The organism is Polynucleobacter bastaniensis (assembly GCF_018882205.1).
Classification (GTDB): Bacteria; Pseudomonadota; Gammaproteobacteria; order Burkholderiales; family Burkholderiaceae; genus Polynucleobacter; species Polynucleobacter bastaniensis.
Map to the genome: position 1 here is coordinate 348,180 of NZ_JACVOU010000002.1, position 16,943 is coordinate 365,122.

Sequence of the window (16,943 nt, forward strand, 5' to 3'; positions counted from 1 at the left end):
TGATGCAGGCCTTAATCACACTTGCTGCATTCTTAGTCACGCTTGGTGTGTTGGTGAGCTTCCATGAGTATGGCCATTTTCTAGCGGCTCGTTTGTGTGGAGTCAAAGTACTTCGCTTTGCCCTAGGATTTGGTAAGCCGCTATTCACTTATCACGCTAGTAACGGCACTGAGTGGGTTCTTGCTTCTATTCCTTTGGGTGGTTATGTCAAATTACTGGACGGCCGTGATCGCGAGCAAATCATTTCAGCGCAAGAGCGCTCTCAATCCTTCGATGTAAAGCCTCTGTGGCAACGCTCCACAATCGTGGCGGCAGGCCCCTTCGCTAATTTCCTGCTGGCAGTTATTTTGTTTTCAGTGATTTATGTCTCAGGCGTGCCCCAACTCCCCGCTCGACTTCAAGCTCCACCCGAGCAATCGATCGCTGCAAAACTGGGAGTGGCGGCAGGTGATCAAGTTGTGGGTTGGCAATCCCTGTCATCTGACTACAGTGGTGCCCCCATTCTTGAAGAATTTGACCCAGTTCCGAGTTGGAATGCATTGCGCTGGCTTCTCTTAGATGCCATTACCGGGGAGCAAGGTTTTGCCCTAGAGATCCGGGATGCTGCTGGCACCCGTCAGGTCAAATCCTTTAGGCAGGGTGATTTACCGCCGATTGCACCCGAATCCGATCCATTTCAGGCGCTGGGCTTGTTTCCCCAAGTGAGTCCACCCTCGGAGTGGATAGAGCTTAAGTTAGGGCCGATAGATGCCATCAGTTTTGCGTATCAGCGGGTTTGTCTGATAACCAAGGTCTCTGTAAGGCTAATGTTGGGTTTATTTACGGGTCAAACGACTTTAAAGCAGCTTGGTGGACCCTTGAGTATTGCGGATATGGCGGGTAAGTCTGCTCAGGTCTGCTGGCAACCATTTTTAGCCTTTTTAGCCCTCATGAGTATCAGCATTGGACTCTTGAATTTAGTGCCTTTACCAATGCTCGATGGGGGTCAGCTCCTGTATGATGCATGGGAGTTGGTTGCTGGTAAGCGAATGTCTTTATCACTGCAGGAAAAGCTCCAAAAAGTGGGTTTTTTGCTTCTGATATCTCTTTCCTTGCTAGCCTTGTTTAACGATTTGCAACGCTACCTTTCATCTTGAATTTTCTGATCCCCTCTATTCGCTCTGTGACTCGACTTCTTGCTCAGTTAGCCCTGATCCTTGCTGCTAGTGTTTGTGTAAACGCACAAGCAGCTGACTCATTTGTGATTAAAGATATTCGAATCGAGGGCTTGCAACGAGTAGAGCCAGGAACTGTATTTAGCTATTTGCCTGTTCAAGTGGGCGACACCTTTACAGATGAGAAGAGTGCCGAAGCTATTAAGGCTTTGTATAGCACTGGTTTTTTCCGAGATGTACAGATTCAGGCCCAAGGCAATGTTTTGATTATGATCATTGAGGAGCGTCCCACGATCTCTCGTATTGAATTTACTGGGATGAAAGAGTTTGACCAGGAAAATATTCGTAAGTCGCTGAAGGCAGTTGGCGTTGCTGAGGCCCGCTTCTACGATAAAGCCTTAATTGACAAAGCTGAACAAGAGTTAAAACGCGCTTACGTTGGTAAGGGTATGTATGCCGCCGAGGTGGTTGCAACCGTTACTCCGCTAGAGAGAAATCAGGTTGCAGTGTATTTCAATATTGATGAAGGTCCTGTAGCTAAGATTCAGGAGATTAACTTTATTGGTAATAGCGTCTTTAGCGAAAGCACTCTCAAAAGTGAGATGCAATTAAAGACAGGTGGATGGCTTTCTTGGTATAGCAAAGATAATTTGTACTCTAAGCAAAAGCTCACTGCCGACCTAGAGAACATTCGCTCTTATTACCTCAATCGTGGTTACCTCGAGTTTGTCATCGAATCCACTCAGGTTTCTATCACTCCGGATAAAAAAGGTATCTTTCTTACGGTGAGTATTCGTGAGGGTAATAAGTTCACAGTCAAGAATGTGCGTTTAGCTGGGGATTTATTAGGCAAAGAGGCTGAGCTAATTCAGTTAGTAAGTCTTAAGGCAGGCGATACCTTCTCATCGGCTAAGTTGACTGAGAGCACCAAGGCAATTGCTGAAATTCTGGGTTCGTATGGCTATGCGTTTGCAACCATCAACCCACAGCCGGATATTCGTCGCGAATTAAGTGAGGTAGATTTGACCTTAGTGGTCGATCCAGGTCGACGTGTTTATGTTCGTCAAGTGAACGTTACCGGTAATGCCAAGACAAGAGACATGGTGATTCGTCGTGAGATACGCCAGTTCGAGAGCTCTTGGTTCGACACCGAAAAGATTGATTTATCTAAAAAACGTTTAGGCCGCTTGGGTTATTTTACCGAGACCGATATTTCTACACAAGATGTTCCTGGATCCGCTGATCAGGTTGACGTTAATGTGAAGGTGACCGAGAAGCCGACTGGTGCCGTGACTATTGGTGCTGGTTTTTCTTCAACTGAGAAACTGATCTTATCTGCTGGTATTAATCAGGAGAATGCATTTGGTACAGGTACTGCAGTAGGTTTGAATATGTCTTTGGGTAAGATCAATCAGAGCTTGGCTCTGTCAAACTATGATCCTTATTTCACCGAGGATGGTATTAGCCGTTATACCGATCTGTACTACCGATCATCCAAGCCTTTGTATTACATCGGCGATCCTGATTATCAAATTAAGAATGTTGGTAGCAATATTAAATTTGGAGTTCCGTACACAGAGGTTGACCGGGTCTTCTTTGGAACGGGTGTAGAAGCATTTCAGATTCAAACTACGGTGAATACTCCAATCCCATATTTAAATTATGCTCAGAGCTATGGCATAGCCTCACCTGGGTACCCTGCCACATTAACTACCTATAACGTACCGGTTACTGTGGGCTGGTCACGTGACGGTCGCGATAGCGCTTTAATTCCATCTTCTGGTTCATTGCAGCAGTTGAGCGCTGAAGCTGGAACCCCACTGGGAAATATGATGTTCTACCGAATATTTGGCCAGTATCAGAAGTATCACTCTTTCTCCAAAGGAAATATCTTATCCTTTAATGGCGAAGTGGGTTATGGCGAAGCTTACGGCAAATACCCATTCCCGATCACCAAAAACTATTATGTTGGTGGTATTGGCTCGGTTCGTGGCTACGCTCCAGGTTCACTAGGCCCCACTTTCTATAATCCAATTACAGGCTTGAATCAGCCTACTGGTGGCCAGTCCAAGATCGTCAGTAACGTAGAGTACACCGTACCCGTTCCTGGGTCCGGGGTGGACAAAACCTTGCGGGTATTTGGTTTCGTAGACGGCGGTAATGTCTATGCGGAGAATATCAATCTGGTCTTGCGATATTCTTATGGCTTGGGTTTATCATGGATATCACCATTGGGTCCGCTTAAGTTTAGTTACGGTATTCCGATCAAATCATTACCGACTGATAACATCCAACGTTTGCAGTTCCAAGTGGGTACAGCGTTTTAATTGTTTAAGGAAAGTTTTATGAAGCTCCATCAATCTTCCAAATGGATTCAGTACGGCTTAATTGCTGTTTCATCATTTATTGCTATGCCATCGGCATTTGCTCAGGATGCTGGAACTCGAGTTGGGGCCGTGAACGTTGAAAAAGTATTCAATGAATCTAATATGGCTAAAGCTAGTCAAACTAAGTTGCAGAATGAATTTACAAAACGCCAAAACGAAATTCGTGACAGCGCCCAAAAAATCAAATCTGCTGCAGAGAAGTTAGATCGTGATTCAGCAGTCATGTCTGAGGCTGAGCGTTCACGTCGTCAACGCGAGTTAGCCGATCAGGATCGTGAATTGCAGCGCAAACAGCGTGAGTACACCGAGGATCTGAATCAGCGTAACTTTGAAGAGCGTGCCAAGATTGCTGAAAAAGCCAATCAAGCGCTCAAACAAATTGCTGAACAAAGAAAAATTGATGTCATTATTCAAGATCCAGCCTATGCCAATCCCAAGGTTGACGTTACTGATGATGTCATCAAGGCTTTGAATAGTCTTAAGTAAGTTTTATGCCCACCGCCATCGAGCTGGCCGAACAGTTTCAAGTAAGCTTGGTGGGGGATGGCTCCCTCTCGCTTCACGGCCTCGCTCCGCTCGAGCGAGCTCAATCCAGTCAAATCTCCTTTCTTTCTAATCCGCTCTACCGCCAACAGGCTAGTGATAGTGCGGCAGGTTGCCTGATTGTCAGTCAGGCGGACTTAGATTTTCTCCAAGCGATTCCTGGCAGTCACTCAGCAGGCCGAGTATTTTTTGTCTCTAAAAATCCCTACGCTACATTTGCCAGAATGGCGCAGCACTTTGCTAAGGCTGCTGCACCTATTTATGAGCCTGGAGTGCATGCTAGTGCCGCCATTGATCCTAGCGTCAGCATTCCAGCAACATGTCATATCGGACCGTTTGTGCAAATCGGTTCTGGCGTTAAATTAGGTGAGCGGGTTGTCTTGCTGGGAAACACTTCTGTCGCCAGAAATTCCACTATCGGTAGTGATACCTTGATTTATCCCAATGTATCTATTTATTCAGAAACTAAGCTTGGTGAGCGCTGCATTATTCATAGTGGAGCGGTCATTGGAGCGGATGGTTTTGGTTTTGCCCCTGACTTTTCGGCTACCGGTGCTGAGTGGATCAAGATACCGCAAACGGGTGCTGTTGTAATCGGTAATGATGTCGAGGTGGGCGCGTCAAGCACAATCGATCGTGGCGCTATGAGTGACACCATCATCGGTAACGGCACTAAGATCGATAATCAAGTTCAAATTGCTCACAACGTTGAAGTAGGTAATTGTTGTGTGATTGCTGGTTGTGCTGCCATTTCGGGAAGTACTAAGATTGGCAACTTTTGTATTATTGGTGGCGCAGCCAATTTTGCCGGTCACCTCACGATTGCAGATAGAACAACCGTGTCCGGTAATACCTCAATTATTCGTTCAATTACTGAGCCAGGGCAGCATTACACGGGTGTTTACCCTTCAATGCTCCACAGCGCTTGGGAGAAAAATGCGGCAATTCTGCGGGGTCTCGATAAAATCCGTCAACGCTTACGATTATTAGATAAAAACTAAATAGCTAAATCTCCCCATTACAAAAAAATCTAAAAACTTTATTCAGCAGGTAATTACATGAGCAAACCCATCGCCATCGACATCAATCAAATTTTGAAGTTGCTGCCACATCGCTATCCATTTCTGTTAGTTGATCGCGTATTGGAGCTTGAGCCTCGTCAAAGTATTACTGCGCTGAAGAATGTCACCATGAACGAACCCTTCTTTCAGGGTCACTTCCCCGATTTTCCGGTCATGCCGGGGGTGTTGATTATTGAGGCGCTTGCCCAAACAGCAGCACTTCTGACCTTTTCTGAAGTGCGTGAAGAAAATGCAGTTTATTACTTCGCCGGTATTGATGGTGCTCGTTTTAAGAAGCCGGTATTACCTGGCGATCAACTGATCATGACGGCTAAGTTAGAGCGTGAACGTGCTGGTATCTATAAGTTCCAAGTGCAAGCGACCGTGGATGGCGAGTTAGCCGCCGAAGCGAATATCACTTGTGCCGTTCGTACGAAAGGTGCGTAATGACTCGGATTCATGCGACTGCTGTAGTTGATAGTAAGGCGGAGATTGCCAGCGACGTAGAGATTGGTCCGTACTCCGTAATTGGACCAAACGTCAAAATTGGTGCTGCTTGCAAGATTGGTTCTCACGCTGTGATCGAGGGTTACACCACGATCGGCAAAGAAAACAACTTTGCCCACTTCGCCGCTATTGGTGGCGCTCCCCAGGATATGAAATACCGCGGCGAACCTACCGAGTTGATTATTGGCGATCGCAACACCATTCGTGAGTTCACGACCATTCATACGGGTACATCGCAGGATGAGGGCATCACCAGAATCGGTGATGACAACTGGATCATGGCTTATGTACACATTGCACATGACTGCCAAATCGGTAATCACACGATTTTTTCGAGTAACGCACAAATCGCGGGTCATGTAAAAGTAAGTGACTGGGCGATCATGGGTGGCATGTCTGGAGTCCATCAATTTGTCCGCATCGGTCAACATGCGATGTTAGGTGGCGCCTCTGCATTAGTGCAAGACATACCACCGTTTGTGATTGCAGCTGGAGATAAAGCTTCTCCTCATGGCATTAATGTGGAAGGTCTTAAGCGACGTGGTTTCTCAAGCGAAACGATTTCTGCACTGCGTCAGGCATACAAGGTTCTCTATAAAGATGGCCTCAGCTTTGAGGAAGCTAAGGTAGAGATTCAGAAGATGGTGATTGCTAGTGCATTTGATGCCCAAACTGCAGAAAAGCTAACCGAGTTCCATGACTTTATTGCCGCCTCTACGCGCGGCATTATTCGATAGAGCAAATCTAGTGTCTAAACTTGCTTGTGTTGCCGGAGAGCCTTCGGGTGACTTGCTGGCAGCGCCAGTATTGAGTGCACTAAAGCAGATCCCCGACACCTCTGATCTAGAGGTCTATGGTATTGGTGGTCCTCGTATGCAGGCCGAGGGCCTGCGCTCAGATTGGCCAATGGAGACATTGAGTGTTCGTGGTTACGTAGAGGCAATTAAACAGTTACCCGCTATTCTGAAACTACGTAAAGAGTTGATTGCCAATCTCACGGGCGAAGGTCGCCCCAATGTATATCTAGGGATTGATGCACCAGATTTTAATTTAGGCGTTGAGTTGGCTTTGCGCAAAGCAGGCATTCCGACGCTGCATTTTGTTTCGCCATCGATCTGGGCTTGGAGAGCGGGGCGCATCAAAAAAATCAAGCAAGCAGTTGAACGTATGCTCTGTATCTTCCCTTTTGAGGCGGAGATCTATGAGCGTGCTGGTATTAGTGCAACTTATGTTGGGCATCCGCTTGCCAGTGAAATACCTCTTGAGCCCAATTCAGCATACGCCAAGCAAAGATTAGAAGAAGTCCTAAGCCTGCCAGCCAATACCTTAGATGGAGTTGTGGTTGCCGTTTTGCCGGGTAGTCGCGGTTCAGAGATTGAGCTGATTGCGCCAGTCTTTTTTGAGACGATGTTAGAGCTTGTAAATCGTATGCCAGGACAGCCTCTGCATTTTGTAATCCCAGTGGCAACGCCACGCTTGCGTGAACCGCTTGAGCTTTTACTTAAAAGTACAATAGCAATTAATCCTGATCTAAAAATTGATCTGATTGATGGCGAGGCCGATGCAGTACTTGAGGCTGCTGATGTGGTGTTGATTGCTAGTGGTACAGCGACATTACAGGCGGCACTCTGGAAAAAGCCGATGGTGATTTCTTATAAAGTACCCTGGTTGACTGCGCAGATCATGAAACGACAGGGCTATCTGCCGTATGTTGGTTTACCGAATATTCTCTGCGGTGAGTTTGTTGTTCCTGAGCTTCTACAAGACGAAGCTACCCCGAATAAGTTGGCCGATGCTTTGCTAGCCTGGTTAAACAGCCCTAGTAAAGTCATTCAATTAAAAACCCGTTTTGCAGAAATGCATGAGACCTTGCGCAGACCTACTGGTTTATTGGTGGCACAGGCCGTAGCGCAAACCATTGCAGCTACAAAACATCGGGTTACTGTGTGAGCCTGATTTGGGTATGTGGTGTTGATGAAGCAGGGCGTGGCCCATTGGCTGGAGCGGTGGTTGCTGGTGCTGTCGTGCTCGATCCTGAGAACCCCATCAGCGGATTAAAAGATTCTAAGAAGCTATCACCAGCAAGACGCGAGTTTTTGTTTGAGCAAATTCAGCTCAAGGCTAAGGCCTGGGGTATTGGTGAGGCGAGCCCAGTCGAGATTGATGAGATCAATATTTTGCAAGCGACGATGTTGGCAATGCGCCGTGCAATTGAAGATCTCACTACCCGTTTAGGTAGCTGGCCAGATAAAGCCTTGATTGACGGCAATCGCTGTCCTGAGTTGCCAATCGCCGCAGAAGCTATTGTGAAGGGTGATACTAAAGAGCCTGCAATCTCAGCCGCCTCTATCCTTGCAAAGGTCACACGCGATCGTCAAATGATGGCCTTACATGAACTACATCCCCAGTACGGCTTTGCTCAACATATGGGATATCCAACCGAAGCGCATTTTGCTGCACTGAAGGCATTTGGTGCGTGCGATCAACACCGCCGTAGCTTTTCTCCAGTCCGCAATGTAATGACTCTGCATAGTCGATAATCCCAAATATGAAAATGGAATTTATCAGCTCAAAAGACAATTCCTTGTTTAAGGAGATTCGTCAATTGCAAGCGACCGGCCCTAAAGGTCAAAAGGCCAGATTTGCTTGCGGGCAGGCTTTGTTAGAAGGCATTCATTTAGTACAAACTTGGATGGGTGATCCGGCGCTCAAGACATTAATTACCTCCGAGTTGGGTTTGCAAAATCCAGAAATTGCTCAGGCCGTTTACGATCATGTAGAAATTTGTCCTGAGACTCGCATTTATCAACTGGATAAAGGTCTCTGGGATTTACTGTCTGATTTAGTCAATGCACCCCAGATTGCAGGCTTGCTAGACCTTCCGCAATCTGCATTACATCCCCAAAAGTCAGTTGCCACAATTACTGGTGATGTCATTATTTTGGATCGTATTCAGGATGCTGGGAATGTGGGCTCTATTTTGCGTACTGTAGCAGCTGCTGGTTTCACTCAAGTCATTGCAATATCTGGTTGTGCCCACCTCTGGTCAAGCAAGGTATTGCGTGCCGGTATGGGCGCCCATCGCTTACTAGATCTTTACGAAGGCTGGTCATCACAGCAAGTACTGAGTGCAGTCACTGCACCTTTGTTAGCTGCTACTGCCGATGGCGAGCTCGATCTCTACAACATGCCCAAGGTCTTGATTCATCCCGTTGCCTGGGTAATGGGAAGTGAGGGTCAGGGCGTTTCTGAAGATCTAATGGCTCAAGCCAAAGGCGTCTCTATTCCGATTGATCCCAGAGTCGAATCGCTCAATGTATCTACTGCTGCAGCAATCTGTCTATTTGAAACAGTACGAATTCGACGCAACTAAAACTAGCTAATCCATTAGCCCAGAATTGTTTTATCCGACTTCATAGATTGCAATACCGTAGTCGCAATCTCTTCAATCGATTTGCTGGTTGTAGCTACCCAAGGAATAGACTCCTTCTTCATCATGGCGGTGGCTTCATTAATCTCGTAGCGACAGTTTTCTAACTTAGCGTAATTACTGCCAGGACGCCGCTCATTACGAATCTCTGACAAACGCTCGGCATCAATCATCAAGCCAAAGATCTTACTGCGAAACGGGATTAAATCTTTGGGTAGTTGCCCACGCTCGAAGTCTTCTGGAATAAGAGGGTAGTTTGCTGCCTTCATGCCATATTGCATCGCTAGGTAGAGGCTAGTTGGCGTTTTGCCCACCCGCGATATACCCACCAAAATGACATCAGCCTCAGCTAGATTTTTATTAGATTGACCGTCATCGTGGGCCAAGGAGTAGTTAATGGCCTCAATCCGGTTTTTGTAGGCCTCGGTATCCGCATTGTGATGGAGGCGGTTCATTGCATGGGTTGATTTAACCCCGAGAGCCTGCTCCAAAGGTGCCACAAAAGTTTGGAACATATCCAAAATTAGGCCATTGGCTTTGCTGACAATGGCGTTCAGTTCGGGATTCACTAAAGTGGTGAAAACAATCGGCTGGACTTCATATTTAGAGGCTGCCTGATTGATACTAGAGACTGCATCATGGGCTTTATCAGGGCTATCCACAAAAGGTACCCGAATGTGCTTAAAAGTGGCCTCAAATTGGGCCAAAATCGATTGGCTGAAGTTCTCGGCAGTAATGCCGGTGCCATCAGAAACAATAAAAACAATACGAGCTTGGGTAGACATGAGATTGGCTTAGGGGTCTTGGTCAGCACTACAATATGTAGTTAATGAAGTATGCCGTATTTTATCCGGCCGCTCGACCAGTTTCCTTATCCTTAGAGAGTATTTTATGTCCAACCAACAACAAAGTAACGATGTAGCAAATGCCTATGTTTTGCCTTTTGAGCAACTCCGCATGACCGATGTTGAGTCAGTCGGCGGTAAAAATGCCTCACTTGGCGAAATGATTTCTCAGTTGTCTTCCACTGGTGTACGTGTGCCTACTGGATTTGCAACGACCTCATTGGCGTTTCGTGATTTCTTAGAACACAACAACTTAACCGAGCGCATTCAGAAGCGTTTGAAAAATCTGAACATTGATGATGTGCGCGCGCTAGCTGAGGCCGGAAAAGAAATCCGCGGCTGGATTGAGACCGCTCCGTTTCAGGCACGTCTTGATGCAGAAATCCGTATAGCATTTAAAACATTAGATGATTCTGGTAAAGGCTCCTTTGCGGTGCGCTCCTCTGCTACCGCAGAAGACTTGCCTGACGCTTCATTTGCAGGGCAGCAAGAAACTTTTTTGAACGTTGAAGGCATCGATGATGTTCTGAAAAAGATTCGTGAAGTATTTGCTTCCTTGTATAACGACCGTGCGATTTCTTATCGAGTTCATAAGGGCTTTGCCCATGCCGAAGTAGCGCTATCGGCTGGTATTCAGCGTATGGTGCGCTCTGACCTGGGTGCTGCTGGTGTGATGTTTACCTTGGATACGGAGTCTGGCTTCGAAGATGTCGTGTTCATCACTTCTAGCTATGGCTTAGGCGAGACAGTAGTGCAGGGTGCAGTGAACCCAGATGAGTTCTATGTATTCAAAACTACTTTAGCAAAAGATAAGAAGGCGATTATTCGTCGCTCCTTAGGTTCCAAGTTAATTCAGATGCAATTTGCCCCAGCAGGTTCTACTGAGAAGGTGATGACTGTGGATGTTGCTCCAGAAAAACGCAATCGTTTTTCATTGGAAGATGCTGACATTACCGAATTAGCAAAATATGCTGTCATTATTGAAAAGCACTATGGTCGTCCGATGGATATCGAGTGGGGTAAGGACGGTCAAGATGGCCGTATTTATATCCTGCAAGCACGCCCAGAGACAGTGAAGAGCCAAGCCGCTGGTCAAGTGGAGATGCGCTACAAGTTAAAAGGTAGTTCGAAGGTATTAGCTAAAGGTCGTGCGATTGGTCAAAAGATTGGCGCAGGCCCAGTTCGTATCATTCGTGACCCAAGTGAGATGGACCGTGTACAGCCAGGCGATGTATTGGTTGCTGATATGACTGATCCTAACTGGGAGCCGGTGATGAAGCGTGCCTCGGCGATCGTCACTAATCGTGGTGGTCGTACTTGTCACGCAGCGATTATTGCTCGCGAGTTAGGTGTCCCTGCGGTAGTAGGTTGTGGTGATGCAACTGAGCATTTGCAAGACGGCATGATGGTTACGGTATCTTGTGCAGAAGGTGATGAGGGTCATATTTACGATGGCTTGATTGAAACTGAAGTAACTGAAGTTTCTCGTGGTGTATTGCCAGAGATCCCAGTCAAGATCACCATGAATATCGGTAATCCTCAGTTGGCCTTTGACTTTTGTCAAATCCCCAATGCTGGTGTCGGCTTAGCTCGCCTCGAGTTCATCATCAATAACTACATTGGTGTGCACCCACGCGCTGTATTGGAATATCCAAACATTGATCCTGATCTCAAGCGCGCTGTTGAAAGCGTTGCTCGTGGCTATGCAAGCCCGCGTCAGTTTTATGAAGATAAATTGGTTGAAGGTGTGGCAACGATTGCCGCTGCTTTCTATCCAAAACCCGTGATTGTGCGTTTATCTGACTTTAAGTCAAACGAGTACAAGAAGCTCATCGGCGGTTCACGCTACGAGCCGGATGAAGAGAACCCAATGCTCGGTTTCCGTGGCGCATCCCGTTACGTATCAGCCGATTTTGGTGAAGCTTTTGCTTTGGAGTGCGCTGCAATGAAGCGTGTTCGTGAAGATATGGGTCTGGATAACGTCGAGATTATGGTGCCTTTTGTTCGCACCATCAAGCAAGCTGAGCGTGTTATCGACATGATGGCAAAGTTAGGTCTCAAGCGTGGTGAGAATGGTCTGCGCCTGATCATGATGTGCGAGATTCCTTCCAATGCGATTTTGGCGGATCAGTTCCTGGAGCATTTCGATGGATTCTCAATCGGTTCAAACGATATGACTCAGTTAACCCTGGGCCTAGATCGTGACTCCGGTATGGAATTGTTGGCAATTGACTTTGATGAGCGCGATCCTGCAGTGGAGTTCATGATCGCTCGCTCTATTGAAGCTTGCCTTAAGCAAAACAAATACGTTGGTATTTGTGGCCAAGGCCCTTCAGATCATCCAGACTTTGCGCGTTGGTTGGTCGCTAAGGGCATTACCTCTATCTCCCTCAACCCGGATAGCATAGTAGCTACCTGGGAAATGTTGGGTAAGAAAGAGGTGTAAGCAGTTCCTCCCAAACCCACTCATCACTTGTGAGATAAAAAAATGCCTAGATGAAAATCTAGGCATTTTGCTTTGTGCTGAATATTCTTAGCTTGGATGGCTAGGCACTCACTTGCCAAATCAAGCGTTGAGGTCACCCCGAGCAATACGACCCTTTTGGACTTCCCATTCACGCTCTTTGGTGGCGGCGCGCTTGTCATGCTGTTTCTTACCGCGGGCCAGTCCAATCTCGCACTTCACATTCCCTTTAGAGAAATGCAGGTTCAATGGGACCAGGGTATAGCCCTTTTGTTCTACCTTACCAATGAGTTTTTTAATCTCAATGGCATTGAGGAGGAGTTTGCGGGTGCGGGTACTGTCTGGGACTATATGAGTGGAAGCTGATAGCAGGGGGGTAATATGGCAGCCGATCAGGAACAGCTCCGCCTGACGGATGACAACATACGCTTCTTTGACGTGCACGCGACCAGCGCGGATGGCTTTTACTTCCCAGCCTTCCAGAACCAGCCCTGCCTCGAACCGTTCCTCGATAAAATAATCGAAGAAGGCTTTTTTGTTATCGACGATACTCATATTTATTTAGCTTCTCAAGATCGATTATGGCAGACGTCAACAAGACCGTTTTAATTGGCCAATCCGCAGACCGTATGTATGGTTTGGTGACTGATGTTGCGCGCTACCCAGAGTTCTTGCCCTGGTGCGGCGGGGTGGAAATTTTTGAGCAATCTGAGACTGTTTTGGATGCCAAAATCAATATCCACTTTAAGGGTATTAATCAGTACTTTCATACTCGAAACACGAATCGTCGACCTGAAAGCATCGATATGGTCTTTGTGGATGGCCCATTCAAGCATTTTTCTGGGCAGTGGAACTTCATTCCCCTCAAAGAGGATGCTTGTAAGGTGGAATTTAAGCTCCACTGGGAGTTTAAAAGCGTCATCCTAGATAAGATCATTGGCCCAGTCTTTGGACATATTGCAGGCACCTTTGTGGATTGCTTCGTCAAGCGAGCTGAAGACCTCTATGGCTAGTCAGTCCATGGAGATTTGGATTTGTGATGCCCGCTTGGGTGAGCCTGTGTTGAGCCCTTTTACGCTGCACTTCTTGCCCACCGAGGCTCCCACTGTAGGACTTGCCCTCATTAAAGCGGGAATCACCCAAGGCCCTAATGATCCTGTCTTAGCTAGAAAAGGCTGTTTTGGCGTCTTTGGCAAGCGTAAGGATTGGGATAGCCCCATTTATGAGGGTGATCGCCTAGAGCTATATTCTGCCCTCCTGGTTGACCCCAAGGCCGTCCGTCGTAAGAAGGCTAATCAGAACCAAGATGCTAAATTCCAGGCTGCCGCAGCTAAAAGAAAGGCGAGGAGGCTATAATCTTGTTTTGTGACTAGGGGTTTTGCATGCGACTCATTCAAAAAGCACTCACTTTTGACGATGTGCTCCTCGTACCGGCTTATTCTTCGGTACTTCCTCGAGATGCCAGCTTGGCAAGTAAGTTAACTCGAGAAATTTCACTCAATACACCGTTGGTGTCCGCTGCTATGGATACCGTCACTGAAGGCCGCTTGGCAATTGCCATGGCCAGTGAAGGTGGCATTGGTATTGTTCATAAAAATCTCAAGCCTGCCGAACAGGCTAGGGAAGTAGCTAAAGTTAAACGTTACGAATCTGGTATTTTGCGCGATCCTATTACGGTGGATCCACATGCCACGCTTCGCCAAGTCATTCAACTTTCTCGTGAGCATGGTTTCTCTGGATTCCCAGTACTGACTGGCAAAGAGGTGGTGGGCATTATTACCAACCGCGACTTGCGCTTTGAGGAAGACTTAGATGCGCCCGTAAAATCCAAAATGACTCCACGTGAGCGCTTGATTACAGTCAAAGAAGGTTGCTCGCTAGAAGAGGCAAAGCGCTTGATGAGTCAGCATCGCTTAGAGCGCGTACTGGTAGTCAACGATAAGTTTGAACTGCGTGGCCTCATCACTGTTAAAGATATCTTGAAAGCTACTGAGCATCCAAATGCTTGTAAGGATAGCGAAGGTAAATTGCGTGTTGGTGCTGCTGTCGGGGTTGGTCCTGATAACGATGAGCGCATTGAGCTCTTAGTTCGCGCAGGTGTCGATGTGATTGTGGTGGACACCGCACACGGTCATAGCCAAGGTGTTTTAGATCGCGTGAAGTGGGTTAAGAAAAATTACCCTCATGTACAAGTGATCGGCGGAAACATTGCTACAGGCGAAGCTGCTAAAGCATTGGCTGATCACGGTGCTGACGGCGTTAAGGTCGGCATTGGCCCTGGCTCTATTTGCACCACCCGGATTGTTGCGGGTGTTGGTGTACCTCAGATTAGTGCCATTGTGAATGTGGCTGCTGCACTCAAAGGCACAGGTATTCCGTTAATTGCTGACGGTGGTGTGCGTTACTCCGGTGACGTTGCTAAAGCCTTAGCTGCTGGTGCAAGTTCAGTCATGATGGGCGGAATGTTCGCCGGTACTGAAGAAGCTCCTGGTGAAGTGTTCCTGTATCAAGGTCGTTCATATAAGAGTTATCGCGGCATGGGATCTCTGGGCGCGATGGCAGATGGCTCTGCAGATCGTTACTTCCAAAGTGACATCAGTGCAGCGAATGCTGAGAAGTTGGTACCAGAGGGTATTGAAGGTCAAGTGCCTTACAAAGGTAGCGTCCTGGCCATCTTGCATCAACTGACTGGTGGTATTCGTTCTTCAATGGGTTACTTAGGTTGTAAGACGATTGATGAACTTCATGAGAAAGCAAATTTTGTGGAAATCACTTCAGCGGGTGTGCGTGAGTCGCATGTTCATGATGTGAAGATCACCAAGGAAGCGCCGAATTACCATATTGATTAAGAAGTAAACAAAAGCTGAAATGCAGGCTGAATTTAAGGTAATCCTTTCGTGCACGACAAAATACTGATTCTCGACTTTGGTTCACAAGTCACCCAATTGATTGCCCGGCGCGTACGCGATGCGCACATCTTTTCTGAAATCCATCCCTACGATTGCGATCCAGAGTTCATTCGCAAGTTCATTCAAGAGCAGGGTGGTAAGGGAATTATTCTTTCAGGTGGACCAAGTTCGGTAACAGAAGCGGGTAGTCCTCGTGCACCGCAAATCGTTTTTGAATTAGGCGTTCCTGTTTTAGGTATTTGCTACGGTATGCAAACTATGGCAACCCAATTGGGTGGCGCAGTTGCTTCTGCTGAATCACTAGGTAAAGCCCGTGAGTTTGGTTATTCAGAAGTGCGTGCCCATGGTCATACTAATCTGCTCAAAGGCATCCAAGACTTTTCTACTAGTGAAGGCCACGGCATTCTGAAGGTATGGATGAGTCATGGCGACTCTGTAACAACAATGCCACCAGCATTTAAGTTAATGGCATCAACAGAGTCTTGCCCCATTGCCGGCATGGCTGATGAAGAGCGCCGTTTCTATGCGTTCCAGTTTCACCCAGAGGTAACGCATACCTTACAAGGCGAGGCTATCCTAACTCGCTTTGTGCATGAGATTTGCCAGTGCAAGGCTGACTGGGTCATGGGCGACTACATTAGCGAAGCGGTTGAGCATATTCGCAAGCAAGTAGGTAATGAGGAAGTCATTCTCGGCTTATCCGGCGGTGTTGATTCTAGTGTTGCGGCTGCATTAATTCACCGTGCGATTGGTGAGCAGCTTACTTGTGTATTTGTTGATCATGGCCTACTTCGTTTAAACGAAGGCGACATGGTGATGGAAATGTTTGCCCGTAACCTTGGTGTCAAAGTAATACGCGTTGATGCTAAAGACAAATTTATGTCTGAGCTTTCTGGTGTTGCAGATCCTGAAGCCAAGCGCAAAATTATTGGTAAAGAATTCGTGGAGATTTTCCAGGTCGAGTCCGGCAAGATCGAAAATGCCAAGTGGCTTGCTCAAGGAACGATTTATCCAGACGTCATTGAGTCTGCCGGTAAAGGCAAGAAGGGCACGCATACGATTAAGAGTCATCACAATGTGGGTGGCCTGCCTGAGGATATGCATCTCAAGTTGCTTGAGCCATTACGTGAATTGTTTAAAGATGAAGTGCGTGAACTTGGTGTTGCTTTAGGTTTGCCACGCGAAATGGTGTATCGCCATCCATTCCCAGGACCCGGTCTTGGTGTGCGTATTTTAGGTGAAGTGAAATCGGAATTTGCCGACTTACTTCAACGTGCTGATGCCATCTTCATTGAAGAGTTACGCAATACGATTGATGAAGCTAGTCAAAAATCTTGGTATGAGCTTACCAGCCAAGCCTTTGCTGTGTTCTTGCCAGTGAAGTCTGTGGGCGTCATGGGTGATGGTAGAACTTATGAATATGTCGTTGCACTCAGGGCAGTGCAAACACAAGACTTTATGACTGCGCACTGGGCTCACTTGCCACATGAATTGCTAGGCAAAGTATCGAACCGTATCATCAATGAAGTGCGCGGCATTAATCGCGTAGTCTATGACATCAGTGGAAAACCGCCAGCAACTATTGAGTGGGAATGAAAAGCTATCAACATTAATTTATAGAGATTTTTTTATCCGCATTTGAG

The 16,943-nt window shown here is 47.0% G+C and carries 16 protein-coding genes; 14 read left to right on the forward strand and 2 right to left on the reverse strand.

The genetic code is table 11. The features are described from left to right. Positions 1 to 2 precede the first annotated feature (2 nt). Genes ICN22_RS04885 through ICN22_RS04925 form a run of 9 tightly spaced genes read left to right on the forward strand, consistent with a single transcriptional unit; the run spans position 3 to position 9,025 of the window. Positions 3 to 1,136 (forward strand): M50 family metallopeptidase, encoded by a 1,134-nt coding sequence (locus tag ICN22_RS04885; RefSeq protein ID WP_216169144.1) that lies wholly within the window; start codon positions 3 to 5, stop codon positions 1,134 to 1,136. Beyond that, positions 1,133 to 3,481 carry an outer membrane protein assembly factor BamA gene (bamA, locus tag ICN22_RS04890; protein WP_439650978.1) on the forward strand — a complete coding sequence of 783 codons (2,349 nt, stop codon included), beginning with the start codon at positions 1,133 to 1,135 and terminating at the stop codon, positions 3,479 to 3,481. The genes ICN22_RS04885 and bamA overlap by 4 nt, the downstream gene beginning before the upstream one ends. A gap of 18 nt (positions 3,482 to 3,499) precedes the next feature. Beyond that, positions 3,500 to 4,027: an OmpH/Skp family outer membrane protein gene (locus ICN22_RS04895; protein ID WP_216169145.1), complete on the forward strand. Its 528-nt coding sequence runs from the start codon at positions 3,500 to 3,502 to the stop codon at positions 4,025 to 4,027. Between the two features lie 5 nt (positions 4,028 to 4,032). Then, complete coding sequence (lpxD, locus tag ICN22_RS04900) at positions 4,033 to 5,085, forward strand: UDP-3-O-(3-hydroxymyristoyl)glucosamine N-acyltransferase (RefSeq protein ID WP_216169146.1); 1,053 nt, start codon at positions 4,033 to 4,035, stop codon at positions 5,083 to 5,085. Positions 5,086 to 5,142: 57 nt separating this feature from the next. Next, the gene (gene fabZ, locus ICN22_RS04905; protein WP_215304550.1) at positions 5,143 to 5,592 is read left to right on the forward strand and encodes a 3-hydroxyacyl-ACP dehydratase FabZ; all 450 of its coding nucleotides are present in this window, start codon (positions 5,143 to 5,145) and stop codon (positions 5,590 to 5,592) included. Beyond that, positions 5,592 to 6,389, forward strand: coding sequence for an acyl-ACP--UDP-N-acetylglucosamine O-acyltransferase (lpxA, locus tag ICN22_RS04910; protein ID WP_216169147.1), 798 nt, complete (start codon positions 5,592 to 5,594; stop codon positions 6,387 to 6,389). The genes fabZ and lpxA overlap by 1 nt, the downstream gene beginning before the upstream one ends. Further along, positions 6,349 to 7,602: a lipid-A-disaccharide synthase gene (gene lpxB / locus ICN22_RS04915; RefSeq protein ID WP_216169148.1), complete on the forward strand. Its 1,254-nt coding sequence runs from the start codon at positions 6,349 to 6,351 to the stop codon at positions 7,600 to 7,602. The genes lpxA and lpxB overlap by 41 nt, the downstream gene beginning before the upstream one ends. Next, on the forward strand, positions 7,599 to 8,192 hold the full coding sequence (gene rnhB / locus ICN22_RS04920) for a ribonuclease HII (protein WP_216169149.1): 594 nt from the start codon (positions 7,599 to 7,601) through the stop codon (positions 8,190 to 8,192). The genes lpxB and rnhB overlap by 4 nt, the downstream gene beginning before the upstream one ends. Before the next feature lie 8 nt (positions 8,193 to 8,200). Beyond that, positions 8,201 to 9,025, forward strand: a complete 825-nt coding sequence (locus ICN22_RS04925) for a TrmH family RNA methyltransferase (protein WP_216169150.1) — start codon at positions 8,201 to 8,203, stop codon at positions 9,023 to 9,025. A 14-nt stretch (positions 9,026 to 9,039) separates the two neighbouring features. On the opposite strand, the gene ppsR is transcribed toward ICN22_RS04925, so the two are convergent. Continuing rightward, on the reverse strand, positions 9,040 to 9,867 hold the full coding sequence (gene ppsR, locus ICN22_RS04930; protein WP_216169151.1) for a posphoenolpyruvate synthetase regulatory kinase/phosphorylase PpsR: 828 nt from the start codon (positions 9,865 to 9,867) through the stop codon (positions 9,040 to 9,042). Positions 9,868 to 9,973: 106 nt separating this feature from the next. Here ppsR and ppsA point away from each other — a divergent pair, with 106 nt between their 5' ends. Next, the gene (gene ppsA / locus ICN22_RS04935; protein ID WP_216169152.1) at positions 9,974 to 12,373 is read left to right on the forward strand and encodes a phosphoenolpyruvate synthase; all 2,400 of its coding nucleotides are present in this window, start codon (positions 9,974 to 9,976) and stop codon (positions 12,371 to 12,373) included. A 120-nt stretch (positions 12,374 to 12,493) separates the two neighbouring features. Here ppsA and smpB read toward each other — a convergent pair whose 3' ends face one another. Beyond that, positions 12,494 to 12,946: an SsrA-binding protein SmpB gene (gene smpB / locus ICN22_RS04940; RefSeq protein ID WP_046330447.1), complete on the reverse strand. Its 453-nt coding sequence runs from the start codon at positions 12,944 to 12,946 to the stop codon at positions 12,494 to 12,496. 26 nt (positions 12,947 to 12,972) lie between these two features. On the opposite strand from smpB, the gene ICN22_RS04945 reads away from it, so the two are divergent. Genes ICN22_RS04945 through guaA form a run of 4 tightly spaced genes read left to right on the forward strand, consistent with a single transcriptional unit; the run spans position 12,973 to position 16,896 of the window. Beyond that, positions 12,973 to 13,404, forward strand: a complete 432-nt coding sequence (locus tag ICN22_RS04945) for a type II toxin-antitoxin system RatA family toxin (protein ID WP_215304538.1) — start codon at positions 12,973 to 12,975, stop codon at positions 13,402 to 13,404. Then, positions 13,397 to 13,747 carry an RnfH family protein gene (locus ICN22_RS04950; RefSeq protein ID WP_216169153.1) on the forward strand — a complete coding sequence of 117 codons (351 nt, stop codon included), beginning with the start codon at positions 13,397 to 13,399 and terminating at the stop codon, positions 13,745 to 13,747. The genes ICN22_RS04945 and ICN22_RS04950 overlap by 8 nt, the downstream gene beginning before the upstream one ends. 26 nt (positions 13,748 to 13,773) lie before the next feature. Further along, a complete protein-coding gene (gene guaB, locus ICN22_RS04955; protein ID WP_216169154.1) occupies positions 13,774 to 15,240 on the forward strand; it encodes an IMP dehydrogenase in 1,467 nt (488 codons plus the stop codon). Positions 15,241 to 15,288: 48 nt separating this feature from the next. Next, entirely contained in the window at positions 15,289 to 16,896 is a 1,608-nt protein-coding gene (gene guaA / locus ICN22_RS04960; protein ID WP_216169155.1) for a glutamine-hydrolyzing GMP synthase, read from the forward strand. Positions 16,897 to 16,943: the final 47 nt, after the last annotated feature.